The sequence below is a fragment of the Nocardia sp. NPDC020380 genome (assembly GCF_044386975.1).
In the GTDB taxonomy this organism is placed as follows: domain Bacteria; phylum Actinomycetota; class Actinomycetes; order Mycobacteriales; family Mycobacteriaceae; genus Nocardia.
On the sequence record NZ_JBIRVQ010000005.1, the window covers coordinates 140753 to 161622 of the forward strand.

General features: G+C 67.3%; 19 protein-coding genes. 8 read left to right on the plus strand and 11 right to left on the minus strand.

The features are described 5' to 3' along the window. Positions 1-53: 53 nt before the first annotated feature. Positions 54-1253: a cytochrome P450 gene (locus ACH438_RS14555; protein ID WP_397005991.1), complete on the minus strand. Its 1200-nt coding sequence runs from the start codon at positions 1251-1253 to the stop codon at positions 54-56. Between the two features lie 207 nt (positions 1254-1460). On the opposite strand from ACH438_RS14555, the gene ACH438_RS14560 reads away from it, so the two are divergent. Together ACH438_RS14560 and ACH438_RS14565 are read left to right on the plus strand one after the other, a co-directional pair. Then, a complete protein-coding gene (locus tag ACH438_RS14560; RefSeq protein ID WP_397005140.1) occupies positions 1461-2630 on the plus strand; it encodes a steroid 3-ketoacyl-CoA thiolase in 1170 nt (389 codons plus the stop codon). Positions 2631-2987: 357 nt separating this feature from the next. After that, the gene (locus ACH438_RS14565; RefSeq protein WP_397005142.1) at positions 2988-3404 is read left to right on the plus strand and encodes a helix-turn-helix domain-containing protein; all 417 of its coding nucleotides are present in this window, start codon (positions 2988-2990) and stop codon (positions 3402-3404) included. 492 nt (positions 3405-3896) lie between these two features. Here the strand turns inward: ACH438_RS14565 and ACH438_RS14570 are convergent, their stop codons facing one another. The 5 genes from ACH438_RS14570 to ACH438_RS14590 form a co-directional block, all read right to left on the minus strand. Next, on the minus strand, positions 3897-4952 hold the full coding sequence (locus tag ACH438_RS14570; RefSeq protein ID WP_397005144.1) for a hypothetical protein: 1056 nt from the start codon (positions 4950-4952) through the stop codon (positions 3897-3899). A 166-nt stretch (positions 4953-5118) separates the two neighbouring features. Beyond that, positions 5119-5631 carry an ImmA/IrrE family metallo-endopeptidase gene (locus ACH438_RS14575; protein ID WP_397005146.1) on the minus strand — a complete coding sequence of 171 codons (513 nt, stop codon included), beginning with the start codon at positions 5629-5631 and terminating at the stop codon, positions 5119-5121. A 10-nt stretch (positions 5632-5641) separates the two neighbouring features. Next, positions 5642-7039: a hypothetical protein gene (locus ACH438_RS14580; protein WP_397005148.1), complete on the minus strand. Its 1398-nt coding sequence runs from the start codon at positions 7037-7039 to the stop codon at positions 5642-5644. 520 nt (positions 7040-7559) lie between these two features. Then, complete coding sequence (locus ACH438_RS14585) at positions 7560-8471, minus strand: SDR family oxidoreductase (RefSeq protein ID WP_397005150.1); 912 nt, start codon at positions 8469-8471, stop codon at positions 7560-7562. Positions 8472-8513: 42 nt separating this feature from the next. Continuing rightward, positions 8514-9317, minus strand: a complete 804-nt coding sequence (locus ACH438_RS14590) for an SDR family oxidoreductase (protein ID WP_397005993.1) — start codon at positions 9315-9317, stop codon at positions 8514-8516. Positions 9318-9373: 56 nt separating this feature from the next. On the opposite strand from ACH438_RS14590, the gene ACH438_RS14595 reads away from it, so the two are divergent. The 4 genes from ACH438_RS14595 to ACH438_RS14610 all read left to right on the plus strand — a co-directional run bounded on the left by ACH438_RS14595 (position 9374) and on the right by ACH438_RS14610 (position 13068). Then, the gene (locus ACH438_RS14595) at positions 9374-10138 is read left to right on the plus strand and encodes an enoyl-CoA hydratase family protein (protein ID WP_397005152.1); all 765 of its coding nucleotides are present in this window, start codon (positions 9374-9376) and stop codon (positions 10136-10138) included. Between the two features lie 6 nt (positions 10139-10144). Beyond that, complete coding sequence (locus tag ACH438_RS14600; protein ID WP_397005154.1) at positions 10145-11023, plus strand: CoA transferase subunit A; 879 nt, start codon at positions 10145-10147, stop codon at positions 11021-11023. Next, positions 11023-11832: a CoA-transferase subunit beta gene (locus ACH438_RS14605; RefSeq protein ID WP_397005156.1), complete on the plus strand. Its 810-nt coding sequence runs from the start codon at positions 11023-11025 to the stop codon at positions 11830-11832. The genes ACH438_RS14600 and ACH438_RS14605 overlap by 1 nt, the downstream gene beginning before the upstream one ends. Positions 11833-11988: 156 nt before the next feature. Beyond that, complete coding sequence (locus ACH438_RS14610; protein WP_397005158.1) at positions 11989-13068, plus strand: NAD(P)H-dependent flavin oxidoreductase; 1080 nt, start codon at positions 11989-11991, stop codon at positions 13066-13068. 87 nt (positions 13069-13155) lie between these two features. Here ACH438_RS14610 and ACH438_RS14615 read toward each other — a convergent pair whose 3' ends face one another. Next, the gene (locus ACH438_RS14615) at positions 13156-13989 is read right to left on the minus strand and encodes an SDR family oxidoreductase (protein WP_397005160.1); all 834 of its coding nucleotides are present in this window, start codon (positions 13987-13989) and stop codon (positions 13156-13158) included. Positions 13990-14075: 86 nt separating this feature from the next. Here ACH438_RS14615 and ACH438_RS14620 point away from each other — a divergent pair, with 86 nt between their 5' ends. Further along, a complete protein-coding gene (locus ACH438_RS14620; RefSeq protein ID WP_397005162.1) occupies positions 14076-14933 on the plus strand; it encodes a metallophosphoesterase in 858 nt (285 codons plus the stop codon). Between the two features lie 100 nt (positions 14934-15033). Beyond that, positions 15034-15843: a hypothetical protein gene (locus tag ACH438_RS14625; protein ID WP_397005164.1), complete on the plus strand. Its 810-nt coding sequence runs from the start codon at positions 15034-15036 to the stop codon at positions 15841-15843. Here ACH438_RS14625 and ACH438_RS14630 read toward each other — a convergent pair. The 4 genes from ACH438_RS14630 to ACH438_RS14645 form a co-directional block, all read right to left on the minus strand. Beyond that, on the minus strand, positions 15840-17222 hold the full coding sequence (locus tag ACH438_RS14630; RefSeq protein WP_397005166.1) for a uracil-xanthine permease family protein: 1383 nt from the start codon (positions 17220-17222) through the stop codon (positions 15840-15842). The two genes, ACH438_RS14625 and ACH438_RS14630, sit on opposite strands and share 4 nt — an antisense overlap. 90 nt (positions 17223-17312) lie before the next feature. After that, positions 17313-17696, minus strand: a complete 384-nt coding sequence (locus tag ACH438_RS14635) for a hypothetical protein (RefSeq protein ID WP_397005168.1) — start codon at positions 17694-17696, stop codon at positions 17313-17315. Positions 17697-17759: 63 nt separating this feature from the next. Continuing rightward, positions 17760-19610: a multicopper oxidase family protein gene (locus ACH438_RS14640; RefSeq protein WP_397005170.1), complete on the minus strand. Its 1851-nt coding sequence runs from the start codon at positions 19608-19610 to the stop codon at positions 17760-17762. A gap of 93 nt (positions 19611-19703) precedes the next feature. Beyond that, positions 19704-20855, minus strand: a complete 1152-nt coding sequence (locus ACH438_RS14645) for an acetyl-CoA C-acetyltransferase (protein WP_397005995.1) — start codon at positions 20853-20855, stop codon at positions 19704-19706. Positions 20856-20870 lie beyond the last annotated feature (15 nt).

A 20870-nucleotide genomic window follows, 5' to 3' on the forward strand; every position in this document is an offset into this window, starting at 1 on the left:
AAGGCCCCGCCTGCTGCACTGGCAGGCGGGGCCTTTTTCTTACTGTGACGAGGTCAGTGGGCGACCGGGCATCCGCTCGTGTAGTCGACCTGGAATTCCTTGACGCCGTTCAGCCAGCCGGAGCGCAGTCGCTTCGGATCGCCGAGTTTGGTGATGTCGGGCATGTGATCGGCAATGGCATTGAAGATGATCTCTATCTCCAGCCGGGCCAGATTCGCGCCGATGCAGAAATGCGCACCGGTGCCGCCGAAAGCCAAGTGCGGGTTGGGGTCCCGCAGGATATTGAAGGTGTACGGGTCCTCGAACACCTCTTCGTCGAAGTTCGCCGACCGGTAGGACAGCACGACGCGCTGCCCCTTCTTGATCTGCGTGCCCTCGAGGTCGACATCCTCGAGCGCGGTGCGCTGGAAGCTGCTCACCGGGGTGGCCCAGCGGATGATCTCGTCGGCGGCGGTGCGGGGCCGCTGGGACTTGAAAAGCTCCCACTGGTCCGGGTTTTCGAGGAAGGCGGCCATGCCGTGGGTGGTGGCATTGCGGGTGGTCTCGTTGCCGGCCACGGCCAGCACCATGACGAAGAAGCCGAATTCCTCGGGCAGCAGCGCCTCACCGTCCAGATCGGCATTGATCAGTTCGGTGACGATGTCGTTGGCCGGGCAGGCGCGCCGGGCCTCGGCCATCTGGTAGGCGTAGCCGAGGATCTCGGTGGAGGCGACCACCGGATCGGCGTCGCTGTCCGGGTCGTCGTAGCTGGTCATCTCGTTGGACCACTTGAAGAGCTTCATGCGGTCTTCCTGCGGCACGCCGATGAGTTCGGCGATGGCCTGCAGCGGCAGTTCGGAGGCCACCTGCTGCACGAAATCGCCGGTGCCGGAGGCCACCGCGGCCTTCACGATGGATTCGGCGCGGGCGGTCAGTTCGGCGCGCAGGCCGTTGATGACGCGCGGCGTGAAGCCCTTGGAGATGATCTTGCGCAGCTTGGTGTGCTCGGGCGCGTCCTTGTTGAGCAGGACGAAGCGCTGCAGTTCGATCTGTTCGCGGGTGATGTCGTCCTGGAACCGCGGGATGGCGGTGTTCTCGAAGGTGGAGAACACGTCGTCTCGGCGCGAGACGGTCTTGACGTCGGCATGCTTGCTCACCACCCAGAAGCCGTCGTCGTGGAAGCCGCCCACCTCGGGGGATTTGGGATTCCACCAGATCGGTGCGGCCTTGCGCAGTTCGGCGAGTTCTTCGACCGGAACGCGCTGCGCCCACATTTCCGGGTCGGTGACGTCGAATCCGTCCGGGACGTTCGGGCGGGCCTGGGTATCCACCACCAGCTGTCTCCTTTGACCAACTGAAACCTGTTCTACCGTTATTCAAGCACGGGTGGTAAACCAGGGGAAGAGACAATGGAAAACACCGTTTACTAACTTAGGCTAGTCGCAGAGAACTTGTTGCAGTTCTGACTCGGAAGGAAAGTCATGGGTACACCTGTCATCGTCGAGGCGGCCCGCACGCCGATCGGCAAGCGCAACGGCTGGCTGGCCGGCCTGCACGCCGCCGAACTCCTGGGGGCGGCACAGAAGGGCGTGCTCGACCGAGCGGAGATCGACCCCATCCTGGTCGAGCAGGTCATCGGCGGCTGCGTCATGCAGGTCGGCGAGCAGAGCAACAACGTCACCCGCACCGCCTGGCTGCACGCGGGCCTGCCCTGGCAGACCGGCGCGGTCACCATCGACAATCAGTGCGGGTCGGCGCAGCAGGCGGTCGGCCTGGTGGCGGGTCTCATCTCGACCGGCGCCATCGAGGTCGGCCTGGCGTGCGGCATCGAGTCCATGAGCCATGTTCCGTTGGGCGCCAACGTCGGAACGCACGCGGGCCCGCGCAAGCCGGCCACCTGGAACATCGATATGCCCGACCAGTTCACCGGCGCGGAGCGAATTGCCAAGCGGCGTGGTATCACTCGCGACGATACCGACGAGTGGGGCGAGCGCTCGCAGCGGCTGGCCGGCCAGGCGTGGGCGGAGGGCCGCTTCGATCGCGAGGTGCTGACCGTCAAGAACGCCCCGCAGGTCGACAAGGAGGGCAACCTCACCGGCGAGACCGCCGACATCAGCCGCGATCAGGGCCTGCGCGAGACCACCCGCGAGGGCCTGGCGAAGCTGAAGCCGGTGCAGGAGGGCGGAATTCACACCGCGGGCACCTCCTCACAGATCTCCGACGGCGCCGCCGGCGTGCTGCTGATGGACGAAAAGGCCGCGCAGCGTGAGGGTTTGCGCCCGCGCGCCCGCGTCATCGCGCAGTGCCTGGTGGGTGGCGAGCCCGAATACCAGCTGGACGGTCCGGTGCAGGCCTGCCAGCGGCTGCTGGAGCGCAGCGGTATGAGCATCGGCGATATCGACCTGTTCGAGATCAACGAGGCTTTCGCGTCCGTGGTGCTGTCGTGGGCCTCGGTGCACAAGCCGGACCTGGATCGGGTGAACGTGAACGGCGGCGCGATCGCGCTCGGGCATCCGGTCGGCAGCACCGGATCCCGGTTGATCACAACGGCTTTGCACGAGCTGGAGCGGTCGGACAAGAACATCGCGATGGTCCTCATGTGCTGCGGCGGCGCCCTCGCGACCGGCACCATCATCGAGCGGATCCAGTAGCCCAAACTTTTTGGGGCCTGGGTTGAACGTTCATCCGACTTGTCGCGAAACGTGGCGTACGCCACACAATCTCCGGTACAGACAAGAAGATGAGATGTCAGCTATCTTGTAGCTACAGGTGGCCCGTCCGGGAAGACCCTCGCGACGGGCCAGAACCGGTCCTCTTAAGCGCTCGGCAAGAACCGTGGGGTTGGCCCGCAAACGCCCAAGCCACAGAGGGTGAACCGGATCACCGCCTAGAAGCTTCAAGGAAATCGCGAATCAGGCGTAGGTTTTCAGTTACTGAGCCGCTAATATCAATGATACGTATCCGAGATAACGACTGTTAGTACAGCGAAGGGAATTGGGCGGCTCACAATGGCTGATTTCGCGGCGCGGCTGAACAAGCTGTTCGAAACCGTGCATCCCCCGGGGCGTAAGCCGCACACGAACGCAGAGGTGGCGGCCGCCTTGACGGCATCCGGCCATCCGATCTCGAAACCGTATCTCTCGCAGTTGCGGTCGGGACAGCGCACGAACCCGTCGGATGAGACGGTGGCTGCTCTGGCAAAGTTCTTCAAGGTCAAGCCTGACTACTTCTTCAACGACATCTACGCGGCGAAGATCGATCATGATCTAGAGCTGCTGTCCCAGCTGCAGGGCTACGGACTTCGTCGTCTGTCGAGTAGAGCATTCAACCTCTCCGAAGAATCTCAGAATCTACTCACCTCCATGGCGGAGAAGTTGCGGGCAAGCGAAGGTCTGCCCGAAATTCCTCCGGACGGCACGGAATAGGCCCTGCCACAGAGCAACACAGTGCGGCTAGCTCGGAGGCCGCACTGTGTTGGTTTGTCGGCAGCGTGATCCACGTCGGACCGACGGAGAATGACCGGCTCTGCTTGCAGGGCGGCGCCGGCCAATCCCCGACCATTCGGTATGCATGAGGAGTGTTGCACCGGTCCCAGTTCGCTGGGGCCATGTGGCGTAAGACGCTGCGCTGGTGCAATATGCACAATCCTGGCATTACCCACCCAGCATGTTCCGGGTCCCGAAGTCAGTTCTTTTGTGCACTATGTCGTTTTGTGCACTGTGAGTGTTTCGCCCCCAATGCACCATCCCGCGACAAGCAAAGTCCCGTGCTGCATGGCAGCACGGGACTTGTCATATTCGAGACAAGATCGTATTTGCGCCAACCTGTCGCGGGAAAGGTATTAGTACAACAGCGGTGACCAGCACCGTGCAGTCGAAGTCGGCGCGAAGTGACCGATTCGATGACGGATTCAGTGACTAGTGTTGCGCCGAACCTTGAACGGCGTTCGGGCGCGCATTCGAACCCGATGCATCATAAGCGCGAGCAATCGCATGCACCCAGCCGCGCGGACCCACTCCGGGTGGGGGCGAGATCCAGCGTGGATCGATCACCACATCGCCGAAGGGATTCCGGGCCCACTCCGCGACCCGCAGGGCGCGCGGAGCAACCTCGTCCGGCGGCTTGGTGGCATCGGTCAACTGGATGCCGACCGTGGCCAGATCCACACCGCCACCCGCCTGCAGGTAGAGCGCGTCCATGATCTGCGCCACTTGGTCGGAGGCCTTGATCTGGGTGCCGGACCCCTTCTCCTCGTGCGCGATGACCTCCGGGAAGCGGGCCACCAGCACCCGGTGCAGGGTCCGAATCTGCCTGAGCAGCATGCGCGCTCGCCACCACAGTTCGATGACGATCCACACCGCGCCCACCGCGATGAGTAGGCTCGCCAGCTCCCACACCGGCCAGTACCAGGCGCCCTGGCCCGGCACCTCCATCGGCTCGTGGTGCAGCGCGCGCCGAATCGACAGTGCCGCAAGCACACCCACGAGGAAGGTGCCCGTCGAGTAGAGAGCGATACCGCGGCCCAGCGTGGTCCAGTCCAGATTGCGCACGCCGGTGATGACGATGAAGACGCATTCCACCACCACGATCACCCACCCGAAGGTGAGCGACCAGAGCAGGGTCAGCAGCATGGCGATCAGGCCGCCGGCGTAGAACATCCAGGCGATCTGGCGCAGATTGCGGCGCGAGACCACCGGCCAGGCGGCGGCCGCCACCACCGAGGTGGCGGTGCCGAACAGGATCCAGGAGGCGGCGGTCAGGCGGTCGCCGAACCACTCCCCGTGCACGCCGTTGGGCAGCAGATGATCCACCGCCACATTGATTTCCGGCACCGCGAGGGTGGCCGCCGCCGCCACCGACGCCACCGCGACCACGATCGCCACCCGCGCCGTGGTCGCGGGCTTCACCAGCACCCGCCCCACCCGCGCGCCGGCTGCCATCCAGACCAGCAGAGCTGTCAGCCAGAAGGTCATGCTGGATCCTCTCCCGGATGTCCGAGGGGCGCTGCGTGGTTACGCAAGCAAGCGCGGGGAGGCGGAGCGACGCCTCCGCGCCCTGACTCGGTCGAGCTGTACCCTCGCGGATGTCCGAGGGGCTCTACGTGGTTACGCAAGCTGCCGCCTCCGCGCCCTGACTCGGTCATCCGAGTGCCTCATCGAATCGAAGGACCGAGACGCCCGCGCCCCGGCTTTTGAATACACGCAGTCGGGTCATGAGCATGCTGGCGAAGGTTTCCGCCTCCCATTCGGCCTGCTCGTCCTCGCCCAGGTCGATGGCCTTCTGATGGGAGCGCTGGCTGAGCATGTAGGCGATGAGATCGTCACTGGCCTCCAGCACCACCTCGGCCGCCGCTTCGCCCGGATGATCGAACACGATGTGCCCGAGTTCATGAGCAAGTGTGTGGTCGCGGCTGGGTAATGCGGACGCCAGCACGATGACGTCCTTCTCCGGATAACTGCGGCGCTGACCGCACACGCCGGGACCCAGTTGGGCACTGGCGATTTCGATGGGCCGCCGCCGTTCGGCGGAGATGGCCAGCACCACGTCGTCGAGGGTGGTGGCGTCGTAGTCGGCCGCCACCGCGCACACCGCGTCGACGGCGGCCGCCACCCTCCGGTAGGAGCCGATGCTGTGCGCCTTGCTCTCGGTCATCGCGCTACCCCTACACCCTCGGTCCGAAGAACGCGGCCCGGGCGGCATCCACACGCGCCTGCGCCGCCGACGCGCCCTGGAAGCTCACCGCACCGGAACCCGCGCCCGCCAGCGCCATCGCGATGAGGCCACCGACCACCGACAGCACCTTGATGGGCGGCAGCGGACTGCTCGCCGAGGTCGGCTTGATGTCCGGAACCGGTTGCGCCAGTGGCGGATTCGACACGGGCGGCGGGGACGGCGGCACCGCGGCGGGCGGCGCGGCCGGCGCGGCGGCCGGGAGTGCGGGCAGCTGCGGGAAGAAGGCGGGCAGCTGCGGTACGGCCGGCGGCTGCGGAATCTGGAGCGGCACCCCCGGCGCCTCGGGTGCGGGCGGCGGCGGAATCAGCAACAGCAACAACGGCGAGGCGCAGACGGCCGCGGAACCCACCCCGGCCGAACCGACCGCCGCGGAACCCACTGCGGCCGAACCCAATGCGGCCGACCCGGTCGCCGCCGAACCGGCGGCCGCCGAACCCGCACCGGCGGAACCGGCACCCGCGGAGCCCACGCCCGACCCGGTCGCGGCGGAGCCCGCACCGGAACCCGTTGCGGCGGAACCCGCCCCGGATCCGGTCCCGGCCGAACCGACTCCCGCCGAACCGCCGGTGGCCGAACCGGCACCGGCCGAACCCACTGCGGCGGAACCGACCGCGGCCGAACCGGTGCACAGCGCGCCGATGCCCGCCGAACCGACGGCGGCGGAACCTACTGCCGCCGAGCCGACTCCGGCCGAGCCCGTCCCGAAGAGCAAACCGAGCAGCCCCGCACCGGTACCGAGACCTGCCGAACCGGTGGCAGCGGAGCCGAGACCGAGGATGCCTGCCGTGCCGAGACCTGCCGAACCGGTGGCGGCAGAACCGAGACCGAGGATGCCTGCCGTGCCGAGGCCCGCGGAACCCGTTGCGGCGGAACCCGCGCCGAGTGCGGCGGAGCCGGTAGCAAGGCCGGCGGCGCCTGCGCCCAGGACCGCGGACCCGGTCGTCGCGCCTGCCGAACCCACGGCGGCGGAACCTGTCCCCAGAGCGGCCGAGCCGGTGCCCAATGCGGCGGAGCCGGTGCCGCCCAATACCGTCCCGGCGCCGGCGGAGCCGACTCCGGCCGAACCCACACCGGCGGATCCGACGGCGGCCGAACCGACCCCTGCCGAGCCGGTACCGAGGCCGAGAATGGCCAGGAGATCATCGGGCCCGCCCGCAACGGGATTCGCCCCCTGCGGCTGAGCCTGCGGGGCGGAGTCGCCGCCCGCCGGAGCGGGCTGTAGATCGATGCCGCTGGGCTGCGCGTCGGCGGCCACGGGCCCGAGCAGCGCCGACCCGGCGACAGCGGTTATCACTGCCACCAAGCGCCATGCACGACCGAAGATCATGCGAAAGCCATCCCCTCATCGATACTGCGCGGTCGGCTTCCTCCCGTCCTGCGGTGCGGGGAATTCCTACCCGCACCAGTCAGGTTGGAGCGGTATCAAGCGCCCCTCACAGCCCCGATTGCCGGACCTTTGCGGAACGCGGTCATCGTACCGGTCACCATGTCACCCCGCACAACTCTCGAGAGCATTAGGGGAACGATCAAACCGTACGCTCGCGGCTGCCCCGACGTGCCGAATATGAACAAGCGCCCCAGCATAATTGGCCGATTCGAGATGATCCCGGGTGTCCCAACCACCCCAGATGTCACCGCGACGCCGCTGTCCCTCCCGAGCAAAACCGGCAATCCACCCGTACTGGACAGCTAATCATCTGCTCACCCCCCCCGGGCCCGCATCGAAGGTTGCCCGTTTTGCCGTGAGGTGACACTTGCCACAGCCGCGACGTGACGTACGCCATACAAAACAGTCGTCGCCGGCACCCGAGGGGTACCGGCGACGAAAGGGATTGTCGTGACGCAGATCACGCTCCGTAGACGGGCTCCGGCACGGTCGCCTTGCCCAGCAGATCGCGCACCACCGGACCCAGCTCGGCCGGCTCCCAGCGCGCGCCACGATCGATCGAGACGCCGTGCCGCCAGCCGTCGGCCACCGTCACCTTGCCGCCCTCGACCTCGAACATGCGGCCCGTGACACCCGCGGAATCCGCGCTGCCCAGCCAGACCACCAACGGCGACACGTTCTCCGGAGCCATGGCGTCGAAGCCGTCCTCCGGCGCGGCCATGGTGTCGGCGAAGACCGTCTCGGTCATCCGGGTCCGCGCGGCCGGCGCGATGGCGTTCACCGTGATGCCGTAGCGCGCGAATTCCGCGGCGGCAGTGACGGTCAGGCCCGCGATGCCGGCCTTGGCGGCCGCGTAGTTGCCCTGCCCCACACTGCCCAGCAGGCCCGCGCCGGAACTGGTGTTGATGATGCGCGCCTGCGGCTGCCGGCCCGCCTTGGACTCGTTGCGCCAGTACTCGGCGGCATGGCGCATGGGCGCGAAGTGGCCCTTCAGATGCACCTTGATGACGGCGTCCCACTCGTCCTCGCCGAGGTTCACCAGCATGCGGTCGCGCACGATGCCCGCATTGTTGACGAGTGCGTCCAGTCCGCCGAAGGTTTCGACGGCGGTGTGCACCATGCGGCGCGCGCCCTCCCAGTCGGACACATCGTCGCCGTTCACCACGGCCTCTCCGCCCAGGGCCTTGATCTCCTCGACCACCTGCGTGGCGGGGGAATCGGGGCTCGGCGCGCCGTCGAGCTCGGCACCCAGGTCGTTGACGACGACCTTGGCGCCCGCGGCGGCGAAGGCAAGGGCGTGCGCGCGACCGATGCCGCGACCCGCTCCGGTCACGATGACGACGCGGCCGTCGCAGATCTTGTTGTCCGTCATGTCGATCTACCTCACTGGTGAGAGAAGGGGGGACGTCGGGGGCTATGCCCCCGACGCCCCCGGATGGGTGGCGGCGGGAACGCTCGCGGTGGATGCTTCGAGGAAGGCGGGCTTCTCGCCGCCGCCGTGCAGCAGCAGCGAGCCGCCGCTTATATAGGAGGCCAACGGCGAGGCGAGGAAGGCGGCGGTCCGCCCGATGTCTTCGGGAACGGCCATGCGCTGCAACGGAACCGTGCGGGCGACCTGGGCGATGCCGTCATCGTCGCCGTAGTGCAGGTGTGAACTCTCGGTATTGACCAGACCCACGATCACGGAGTTGATCCGCACCTTCGGGGCCCACTCCACCGCGAGGGATGAAACCAGGCTGTCCACACCGGCTTTCGCCGCGCCGTAGGCGGCGGTCCCCGGCGAGGGCCGATGACCCGAGACCGAGGAGATCATGATGATCGAGCCGCCGGTCTCCTGTTTCTGCATCACCTCATTGGCAACCTGTGAAACCAGGAGCGGGGCAAGCAGATTCAGTTGCACGATCTTCGAGTGGAAATTGGCGCTCGCATCGGCGGCCAGGGCGAAGGGCGCGCCGCCGGCATTGTTCACCACGGTGTCGAGCCGTCCGTACCTCTCGACGATGGCGTCGATCAGTCCCTTGACCGAATCCGGGTCGCGCACATCGCAGGGCAGGAAGTCGATGCCCCGGCCATTGCTCTCGATCGGGGCGTCCGCCGGGCGGCGGGCGCAGGCCACCACGGTGGCGCCGGCGTCCAGGAAGACGCGGCTGATGCCGGCTCCGACGCCTCGCACTCCGCCGGTGACCAGGACGACCGAGCCGGAGAGGTTCACTTCGATTCCCACCGTGATAACCTACCAAGCACTTGCTTGTTTTGCCAACGATGGGACATTCGATGGGGATCAACCGTCACACCGAAACCGAGGGCGTCGAAGTCGTCACTGTCGACTATCCGCCGGTCAACGCACTGCCTTCCGACGGCTGGTTCGCCCTCGCCGACGCCGTCCGCGCGGCCGGGCGCAATCCGGAGACCCGGGTCGTGGTGCTGCGCGCCGAGGGGCGCGGATTCAATGCCGGTGTCGACATCAAGGAGATGAACGCCGACGTCGGCCACACCAAGCTGATCGCGGCCAACCACGGCTGCTTCGACGCCTTCGCCGCCGTCTACGACTGCCAGGTCCCCGTCGTCACCGCGGTCAACGGCTTCTGCCTGGGCGGCGGCATCGGCCTGGTCGGCAACTCGGACGTCATCATCGCCTCCGACGACGCCACCTTCGGCCTGCCCGAAGTGGACCGCGGGGCGCTCGGCGCGGCCACCCATCTGTCGCGCCTGGTCCCCCAGCACCTGATGCGGACCATGTTCTACACCGCCGGCACCCTCACCGCGCAGCAGCTGCACCACTACGGCTCCGTGTTCAAGGTGGTGCCGCGCGCCGAACTGGACGCCGCCGCACTGGAAGTCGCGAAGAACATCGCCGGCAAGGACGGCCGCGTCATCCGCGCCGCCAAGAAGGCCCTCAACGGCATCGACGTGCAGGACGTGCACCGCTCCTACCGCTTCGAGCAGGGCTTCACCATGGAGCTCAACCTCGCGGGCGTGGCCGACGAGATCCGGGCCCGCTTCGACGACGATCTGGCCGCGCAGAAGAAGGAGAAGTAGAAAGCCATGCGCGACAAGCGAATGACGCTCGACGAGGTCGTCGGCGAACTGCGCAGCGGAATGACCATCGGCCTCGGCGGCTGGGGCTCACGGCGCAAGCCGCTCGCCTTCGTGCGCGCGATCCTGCGTTCCGATATCAAGGATCTGACGGTCGTCACCTACGGCGGACCGGATCTGGGCCTGCTGTGCTCGGCGGGCAAGGTGCGAAAGGCCTACTACGGCTTCGTATCCCTGGACTCCGCGCCGTTCTACGACCCGTGGTTCGCCAAGGCGCGCACCGAGGGCGCCATCACCGTGCGCGAAATGGACGAGGGCATGGTCAAGTGCGGTCTGCAGGCCGCCGCGGCCCGGCTGCCGTTCCTGCCCATCCGCGCCGGATTGGGTTCGGCCGTCATCGATTTCTGGGAGGGCGAGCTGAAAACTGTTCAGTCCCCTTACACCGATGCCGACGGCCGCAGCGAGACCCTCGTCGCCATGCCCGCACTGAATCTGGACGCCGCCTTCGTGCACCTGGATCTCGGTGACAAGCACGGCAATGCCGCCTACACCGGCGTCGATCCGTATATGGACGACCTGTACACGCTGGCCGCCGAGAAGCGCTACCTGTCGGTGGACCGGCTCGTCGAGACCGACGAACTGGTGAAAGCCGTTCCGACGCAGGCCCTCATCCTCAACCGCATGATGGTCGACGGTGTGGTCGAGGCCCCGGGCGGCGCGCACTTCACCTTCTCCGGCAGCTACGGGCGCGACGAGAAGTTCCAGCGTTTCTACGTGGAGGCCGCCAAGACTCCGGAGTCGTGGGCCGAGTTCAAGGCTCGCTACCTGGATGTCCCGGAGGACGAATACCAGGCCGCCGTCAAGGCTTTCGCCGAGGAGCAGAAGTAATGAGCGAAAACATCACAGCATCGCGCGGCGATTCCACCAGGGGTGGTGGTCGGGCGACGGGTGGGCCCGTCACTCGCGCCGAAGTTTGCGTCGTCGCGGCCGCCGAGATCTTCCGGGGCGCGGGCGAGATCATGGCCAGCCCCATGTCCACCGTCACCACCATCGGCGCCCGGCTGGCGCGGCTCACCTTCGAGCCGGATCTGCTGCTGTCCGACGGTGAGGCGCTGTTCTTCGCCGAGGTCCCGCCGATCGGCGGCAAGGCGCCCATCGAGGGCTGGATCCCGTTCTCCAAGGTCTTCGATGTGGTGAATTCCGGTCGCCGCCATGTGGTCATGGGCGCCAACCAGATCGACCGGCACGGCAATCAGAACCTGTCGGCCTTCGGCCCGCTGCAGCACCCGACCCGGCAGATGTTCGGGGTGCGCGGCGCGCCGGGCAATACCATCAACCACGCCACCAGCTACTTCGTGCCCAAGCACAACAAGCGGGTGTTCTGCGAGACCGTCGACATCGTCTCCGGAATCGGTTACGACAAGATCGATCCCGAGAACCCGGCGTACCGGTTCCACCACCTGCACCGGGTGGTGTCGAACCTCGGCGTGTTCGACTTCGGCGGACCGGACCACACCCTGCGCGCGCTGTCGGTACATCCGGGCGTGACCGCCGACGAGGTCGCCGAGAACACCTCGTTCGAGATCGCGGGCCTGGCCGAGGCGGGCGAGACCCGGCTGCCGACCGACGAAGAACTGAACATCATCCGGAACGTGCTCGATCCCAAGGGCTTCCGCGAGAAGGAGGTGACGGCATGAGCGAGCGCAGCGAGCGATCAATGGATACAGCCGCACGCGCGGTCGTGCCGGAGCCGAGCGCTAGCGAGGTGGAGGCATGAGCGAGCGCAGCGAGCGATCAATGGATACAGCCGCACGCGCGGTCGTGCCGGAGCCGAGCGCTAGCGAGGTGGAGGCATGAGCGCGCAGCGGTTGAAGACGCCGCTCACCGAACTGGTCGGCATCGATCATCCGATCGTGCAGACCGGCATGGGCTGGGTCGCCGGACCCAGCCTGGTGGCGGGCACCGCCAATGCGGGCGGCCTGGGCATTCTCGCCTCGGCCACCATGACCCTCGAACAGCTCGAGGAGGCCATCGCCAAGACCAAGGCCAAGACCGACAAGCCTTTCGGCGTGAACATCCGCGCCGACGCCTCCGACGCGGCCGACCGCTGCGAGCTGATGATCCGCGAGGGCGTGAAGGTGGCGTCCTTCGCGCTCGCGCCCAAGAAGGAACTCATCGCGCGGCTCAAGGACAACGGCGTGGTGGTGGTGCCGTCCATCGGCGCGGCCAAGCACGCGGTGAAGGTCGCGTCCTGGGGCGCGGACGCGGTCATCGTGCAGGGCGGCGAGGGCGGCGGCCATACCGGCTCCGTCGCAACGACGCTGCTGTTGCCGTCCGTGCTGGACGCCGTGGATATTCCGGTCATCGCCGGTGGCGGTTTCTTCGACGGCCGCGGCCTGGCCGCCGCGTTGTCCTACGGTGCGGCCGGTGTCGCCATGGGCACCCGCTTCCTGCTCACCCAGGACTCGAGCGTCCCGGACTCGGTGAAGCAGGAATATCTGTCCCGCGGGTTGCAGGACACGGTCGTCTCCACCAAGGTCGACGGTATGCCCCACCGCGTGCTGAACACCGAACTGGTGCAGAAGCTGGAACATTCGGGCGGCTACCGCGGTCTCGCCGCCGCCGTCTCCAATGCCGTCAAGTTCAAGGGCATGACGGGCATGAAATGGTCGACCATGATCAAAGATGGTCTCGCCATGCGGAAGCAGAAGGAACTCACCTGGTCCCAGGTGATCATGGCGGCCAATACCCCGATGCTGCTGAAAGCCGGTCTGGTGGAGGGCAATACCCACGCGGGTGTGCTGGCCTCCGGTCAGGTGGCGGGCATCATCGAGGATCTGCCCACCGTGGCGGAACTCGTCGACCGCATCATCGCCGAGGCCGTCGAGCGCATCGACAGCCTGCAGCAGTACCGCGTCACCGAACCCGCCTGACGCACACCAGGACCGCGCGGTGACCACAGTCGGCCGCGCACGAGCCGCCCCCGGAACCTCTCGCCCGGGGGCGGTTCGCTGTTCCGGCTACTTGCGGCGGACGCCGGCGACCAGCGAGAAGACGGTGTCGAGAATCGGTGTGGGCGTGAGGGCCACGGCCACCACCTGGATCTTGCCCGCCAGGCCCGGCACATAGCGGGCCCTGGGATGCTTTGCGGTCAGGGCCTTCTCGACCTCCTTGACCACGGTCGCCACCGGGGCGGCGATCTTCGGCACCTGCTGCGACATCCGGCGCAGTCCGGCCAGATGACCGGCGTACAGGGTGCGCTGTTCGTCGGTGAGATGCGAGGTGGTCTGGTCCACCATGTCGACCGCGCCGAACCAGAGATCGGTGGCGATGGGTCCCGGCTCGATCAGCACGGTGCGGATTCCCCACGGCCGCAACTCCACTCGCAAGGCGTCGACCAGGCCCTCGAGCGCGAACTTCGAGGAGTTGTAGGCGCCGGTGCCGGGCGTGGAGATGCGCCCGCTCAGCGACGAGAGGAACACGACGCGGCCCTTGGTGGCGCGCAGTCGCGGCAGCACGGCCTGGGTGACCGCGAGCGCGCCGAAGACATTGACCTCGAACTGGTTCCGGACCTCGTCCAGGTCGAGCAGTTCGACCGGGCCGTCGGCGACGATGCCGGCATTGTTGACCACCGCGGTCAGATCGGCGGGCAGCACCTCGTCGAGGGCCGCGATCTGCTGGCTGTTCGTGACATCGAGCAGCACCGGGACGATACGGGCGTCCGCGGCCGCGAGCTCCTCACCGTCGGACAGCTTGCGCACGCCCGCGTACACCTGCCAGCCCTGCTGCGCCATGCGCACGCAGATGGCCTTACCGATGCCCCGGGCCGCGCCGGTGACCAACACAGAGTTCATGGCCTCAGCCTAGAACGGGACCATTCGGATCGCGCCCCCGGCGATTTGCGGATGCCGGATATGCGCGCGGCTGCGAACATATCCCGATGGGGAGTGTCCTGATAACCGGTGACCTGCACGGGAACACCAAACACGCGCTGACGCTGGTGCAGGTCGCGGCGCGCAACGACTGCGCGCGCATGTTCGTGGTGGGGGATTTCGGGGCCTGGGAGCACGTGCACTCGGGCCGGCGGTACTTCGACGTGGTGAACAAGGCGGCCGAACGGGCCGGTGTGATCGTCTATTTCCTGGACGGCAACCACGACAAGAGTTCGCTGCTGCACGAGCTGTACGACGACCAGCGCGACGACGAGGGCTTCCTGATGTGCCGCAAGCAGGTCCGCTATGCGCCACGCGGGCACCGCTGGACCTGGGACGGCACCACCTTCGCCGCGTTCGGCGGCGCCCGCTCGACCGACAAGGGCTGGCGGCTGGCCCGGGAGGCCCGCAAGGAGGAGCAGGCCGCCAAGCGGCGCGTCTACGGTTCCGCCCGCATGCCGGTCACCGCGGGGACGCTGTGGTTCCCGGAGGAGGAGATGGCCGACGACGAACTGGACGCCCTGCTCGGCGCGGACGCCACGCCGGTCGACATCCTGCTCACCCACGACAAGCCGCGCGCCACCAAACCCAAGTTCAACCGCAAGAACAAGCCGGAATGCTTCCCCAATCAGGACCGCATCCAGCGCGTGGTCGAGACGCTGCACCCAGCCCTGCACCTGCATGGGCATCTGCACTACCGCTACACCGACACCATCCCCTCGGGCGGCGACCACTGGACACGGGTCGAGGGGCTCGCGGCCGATCCGGATGCTTCGCAACATCCCGCGTACACCCAGGAGCACTCCTGGCTGGTAGTGCCACTGCCCTATGGCACGGCCGCGGTGGATCAGCCGCGCGCGGGCTGATCCACCCGCCTCGCGATGTCATCCGGATGATTCGGGTTATTCAGGCAATGAGGTGTTATTCGGGTGCGGCACTCCGCTTCCGGCGGGCATGCTGCACACCATGAGTGAGACCTTCACCATCCGCATGGACGGGGATATGCCCCTGACGGTGATCGATACCGGACTATCCGACCTGCGCTGGTACGGCGAGGAACTCACGGACCCGGTCACCGAGGGCAGTCGCCGCCTGTACCGGGCCGGTCTGTCCACCCGAGCCGTCACCATCCACTACGAGGACGACGAACTCGAGATCAACCTGCCGGTCGGATCCTGCGAGGAGGACTGCGAACTCGCGCTCGGCATCGTCCGCCGGGCCGCGGTGCACAGCGGATCGCCGATCGAAACCGACCACGGCGAACTGAGTCTCGGCGAACTCGACGATGTCTTCGACGCCGATTGGCGTGAGCAGCAACTCACTTCCGCGATCCGGGTGGCGGCCCAGCTCGTCGCCCGCGACGGGGGCGTCATCTCGCTGCCCGGCCCCAATCGCAGTCTCTGCCTGGGTCCCCGGCTGATCGGCCAGCTGGAGAATGCCGCGCCCGCCCAACTGGTGGCGCTCATGCGCCGGGTCCAGTGGCCGGACCCGCGCTACGAACAGGCCGGCACCTTCGAGGCGACCCGCCCTGAATCGCTGGAGAAGGTCACCTTCTCGATCCTGCTCCCCGATCGCGACTGCATCATGCCGTATACCAACCGGCTCCTGTTGCGGGACAACGACGACAACATCATCCTCATCCCGCGCAAGGCGCTGTCCAGTCTGCCGGTCTTCGTGACCCCGCTGGACGACGGCAACGATCTGGTCGACGCCATCGCCCCGATCGCCTGGGAGCAGGTTTGCGTGGCGGCCCGCCAGCTTCAGGTGGCGCTCTAGCGCGCGGGCTCGTCGTAGGACGAGGTGCCCTCGTCGAGCAGTGGCTCGTCGGCCTTGAAATGTGCTGGGGCGAACAGGCGTAGCGCGTGGTAGCCGGTGATGACCACGACGGTGCCGAGAGCGATACCGCTGAGCGTGAAGTTGTCGGTGAACTTCATGCTCACATTGCCGATGCCGATGATGAGACCGGCGGCAGCGGGCACCAGATTGAGCGGATTGCGCAGGTCCACACCGGCATTCGTCCAGATCTGCGCGCCGAGCAGGCCGATCATGCCGTAGAGGATGACCGTGATGCCGCCCAGCACGCCGCCGGGGATGGCCGCGACAATGGCGCCGAACTTCGGGCAGAGACCGAACAGCAGCGCGAAACCGGCTGCGGCCCAATAGGCGGCGGTCGAGTAGACGCGGGTGGCGGCCATGACGCCGATGTTCTCGGAGTAGGTGGTGTTGGGCGGGCCGCCCACCGCGGTGGAGAGCACGGAGGCGACGCCGTCCGCGGCGATGGCGGTGCCGAGCTTGTCGTCCAGATTGTCGCCGGTCATCTCGCCGACAGCCTTGACGTGCCCGGCGTTTTCGGCGACCAGGGCGATCACCACGGGCAGCGCGACCAGCACGGCCGACCACTGGAACACGGGGGCATGGAAAGCGGGCAGCCCGAGCCAATCCGCCTTGCCGACACCGGACAGGTCCAGCCGCCAGTGATCGGTGACCTTGCCGCTGCCGTCAGTGGAATGGATCTTGCCGAAGACCCGGTCCAGCACCCAGGAGAAGCCGTAACCGAACACCAGGCCCAGGAAAATGGCTATGCGCGACCAGAATCCGCGCAACCCCACCACGGCGAGCCCGGTGAACAGCATGACCAGCAGGGCCGTCCACTGATCCTGCGGCCAATACGTCGCCGCGGTCACCGGCGCCAGATTGAACCCGATCAGCATGACCACCGCACCGGTGACCACCGGCGGCATGGCCGCGTGAATGATCCGCGCCCCGAACCGCTGCACGGCCAGACCGATCAGGAAAAGCACCACACCCACCGCGAGGCACGCACCCGTGACCGTCGCGCTACTGCCGCCCTGCGCCCGGATCACCGCCGCCACACCCACGAAGGACAGCGAGCACCCCAGATAACTCGGCACCCGCCCGCGTGTAGCCAGCAGGAACAGCACGGTGGCGACGCCGGACATCATGATGGCCAGATTGGGATCCAGCCCCATCAGCACCGGCGCCACGAAACTGGCCCCGAACATCGCCACCACATGCTGCGCCCCCAGCCCGATGGTCCGCGGCCAGCTCAACCGCTCATCCGGCCGCACCACCACCCCAGCCGCCGGCGTCCGCCCATCCCCGCCATGCAACTTCCAGCGGACACCCAAATCCATACACCGCCCGCTTTCCTGAGCTCGGGAAACAAACCGGCGATCATCGTAGTGCCGCCCCCACCACCCACCCACGCCCCACGCTGACGGCGACTAGCCGAGGCCGTAGCGGCGGCGGATCGGCGCGGGGAGGGCGTAGGGGTTCGGCTCCTCGGGATCGGCAGCGTGGGGAGGGGCGGTGGTCGCCGGGCACTCGGCCGCAAAGCTGTGCAGCGCCGCGAGAACCGTGGGATCGTCGGCGAGTTCGCCTCTCAGGCCGGCGGCCAGCGCGCGTACTGACTGCAGGGCGTCGCGGTGGGCCGCGCTGATCGCTTGTGCGAGGGCGGGATCCGATAGCGTCAGGCCGGTGATCCGGCCATCGGCGGCCACCTCTATCCACACTCGACCGCAGGTCGCCGTCGCGCGTACCCGAGAGGTGGCGTCCTGTACCCGGCGAGCCTTGCGAGCTATCGCCGCCAGGCGGTCCTTCCCTGTCATGGTTCGCAGGTTAGGGGCGCCGGGTGGGTTGGGTTGGGCGAGTGGGAACTTCGCACCGGGTGGTCAGGGTTGGACGCGGATTTGCTGCATCATGTCGTGGTCCTCGTGGTCGAGGTTGTGGCAGTGCCAGACGTAGCCGCGGATGTCGGGATTGGAGTCGGAGGCGGGCATGAACATGCCGCCGGACATGTCGGTGGTGGGGGTCGGGGACATGGCTTCCGCGCCCGGTGGAATCGGGATGGGCATGTCGGGGTCGGCGCCGATCTCGTCGGGGGTGGGCCAGTAGACGAGGATGCGGGTGATGGTGTCGGTGGGGCATTCGACGGTGTCTTTCCAGCCGACTTCCCAAAGGGGCGGGGGCTGTTGGGGGCCGAGGGCGAAGGCGTCGGCCGAGTTGGCCCAGCGGGTTCCGAAGGCGGGTGGCGGATTCGCCAGCCAGTAGGCGGAGGTCAGGATGGGCTGGCGGCCGATCACCCGGAGATGGGCCAGGTGCCAGTGCATGGGGTGGTCGAACGGTGTGGTGTTGACGATGTTCCACTGCTCGACCGTGCCGGCGCGCGCCGTATCGATGTCCGAGGTCAGGAAGGGGAGATTGTTCTGCGCCATCATGGTCGGGAACACGGCTGCGGCACGGGACGGATCGTTCAGGCCGATGAGGGTCGCGGTGCGGAGCAGGTCGGGCCGGGCGAGGGGTGGCAGGGCGGCGGGCAGGCCGTCACCGCCGCGTAGGAGGGGTGGGATCGAGGCCGCGGGCCCGGGACCGGAGACGGCGAACCGCATGATCCGGCGCAGTTCGGGCACCATGAAAACCTCGTTGCCGAGATCGTTCTCGGCGGTATTGATCAGCTCGACGGTGGTCCCGTCCGCGAGCTCGCTGAAATCCACCAGCAGATCCACCCGCTCGGCATTGCTCACCCGCAGGGACGGCGTCGCCACCGGCGCGTCGAGCAGTCCCTGATCGGTGCCGATGACATGGAACAGCATGCCGTTGGAGAACTCGAAAATATAAGGCCGCGAGTTGGATCCGTTCAGCAACCGGAACCGGTAGAGCGTGCGCCGCACCGCCAGCTCCGGCCACACCACGCCGTTCACGCAGCAGGTGTCGCCGAACTGCCCGGACTGGTTGTATCCCTCGGGGATGTACCGCGCGACCATGGGTTGCAGGCTGCCGTCGGCATTGAAAGTCCGGTCCTGCACGATGAGCGGGATCTCGAACTCCCCACTGGGCAGCCCCAGCGGATTGTCCGCTCGCCCCGTATCGAATTCGTCTCGCAGGTAGTAGATCCCGGCCAGTCCCGCCTGCACATTCAGCCGGTTGATACCCATGGCGTGATCGTGGTACCAGAGGGTCGCGGCCTCCTGCCGGTTGTTGTAGGTGTAGCTCGGCCCGCCGCCATTGCGCCAGTTGACGAGTGGATGCCCGTCCGAGGCGGGCGAGTTGACCCCGCCGTGCAGGTGGACGGTGAACCGCGGATCGGTGCGATCCAGCTCGGTGACGCCGTGCATGGTGAGATCCACATGCGGCGCCAGCGGATGAGCGCCGAGCTGATTGCGGAAGCTGATGCGCGCCACCCGATCCCGATGCGCCTCCAGATTCGGCCCCAGCAGTGGCTGCCCGAATCCCCAGGTGCGCGTCTCGGGTAGATCCCGGTGATAGCGGTGCACACCGTCGGTTGCGATGATCAACTGCCCAGCCACGGTGTGTGTTTCGGGAATGGGCAGCGCATCCACATAGGGTTGCAGCACCGGCGAGTGATAGTTGAGCGGCGTGTAAGTCGGTGCGGGCAGCGGCGGAATGGGCACCGGCGGTGGCGGTAGGGGAACCGGTTCAGCGGCCGCAGAAGCCATGTAGCCCGTGCCCATCACGCCGAGCGCACCCAGCAGGAAACCCCTTCTCGGCAGTTTCTCGTTCATCGGATCCATCGTCCGTCGAATCCGATCATTACGGACGCAAACGACAAAAACCGCACACCGAATTACGGTGTGAGGCTTTCGAAAGGGCGAAACTCAGCCCAAGCGTTCGATGATGGTCACGTTTGCGGTACCGCCACCCTCACAGATGGTGAGCAGACCGTACCGTCCGTTCACCCGCTCCAGCTCATTGAGCAGCGAGGCGAAAAGCTTTGCGCCGGTGGCGCCGAGCGGATGCCCGAGCGCGATGGCGCCGCCGTTCACGTTCACCTTCTCCGGATTCGCGCCGGTCTCCTTCAGCCAGGCCAGCACCACGGACGCGAAGGCCTCGTTGATCTCGATGACGTCCATGTCGTCGATGGTGAGCCCGGTCTTCTCCAGCGCCCACTTGGTGGCCGGGATCGGCGCGGTGAGCATGTAGATCGGGTCCGCGCCGCGGGCGCTCACGTGGTGGATGCGGGCGCGTGGGGTGAGCCCGTACTCCTGCACCGCCCAATCCGAGGCCAGCAGGGTGGCGCTGGCGCCGTCGGAGATCTGGCTGGCGAGGGCGGCGGTGATGCGGCTGCCCTCGGCGAGCGGCTGCAGGCCGGCCATTTTCTCCAGGCTGGTCTCGCGCGGGCCCTCGTCGATCCAGAAGTCGCCGACCGCCACGATCTCGCGATCGAACTTGCCCTCCACGATGGCCTTGCGGGCGCGGTCGTGCGAGCGCAGCGCCCACTCCTCCATCTCGCGGCGGGAGATGTCCCACTTCTCGGCGATCATGGTGGCCGAATTGAACTGCGACACTTCGCCGGTGCCGTAACGGTGATCCCAGCCGTGCGAGCCCACGAACGGGCCCTCGAAGCCGTACTGCTGACCCGCGAGCATGGCGGCCGAGATCGGAATCGCGCTCATGTTCTGCAGACCGCCCGCCACGATCACCTCGGCGGTGCCGGACATGATGGCCTGCGCGCCGAAGGTGATGGCCTGCTGCGAGGAACCGCACTGCCGGTCCACGGTCACGCCCGGCACCGATTCCGGGTAGCCGGCCGCCAACCACGCAGTGCGCGCGACGTTTCCGGCCTGCGGGCCGATGGTGTCGCAGCAGCCGAACATCACATCGTCCACGGCCACCGGGTCGATCTCGTTGCGCCCCATCAGTCCTTTGATGGCGGCCGCGCCGAGGTCGGCGGGGTGCACGGCGGAGAGTGCGCCACCACGCTTGCCGACGGGTGTGCGCACGGCATCGATCACGTACGCCTCACGCATGGGCGCATACTGGCG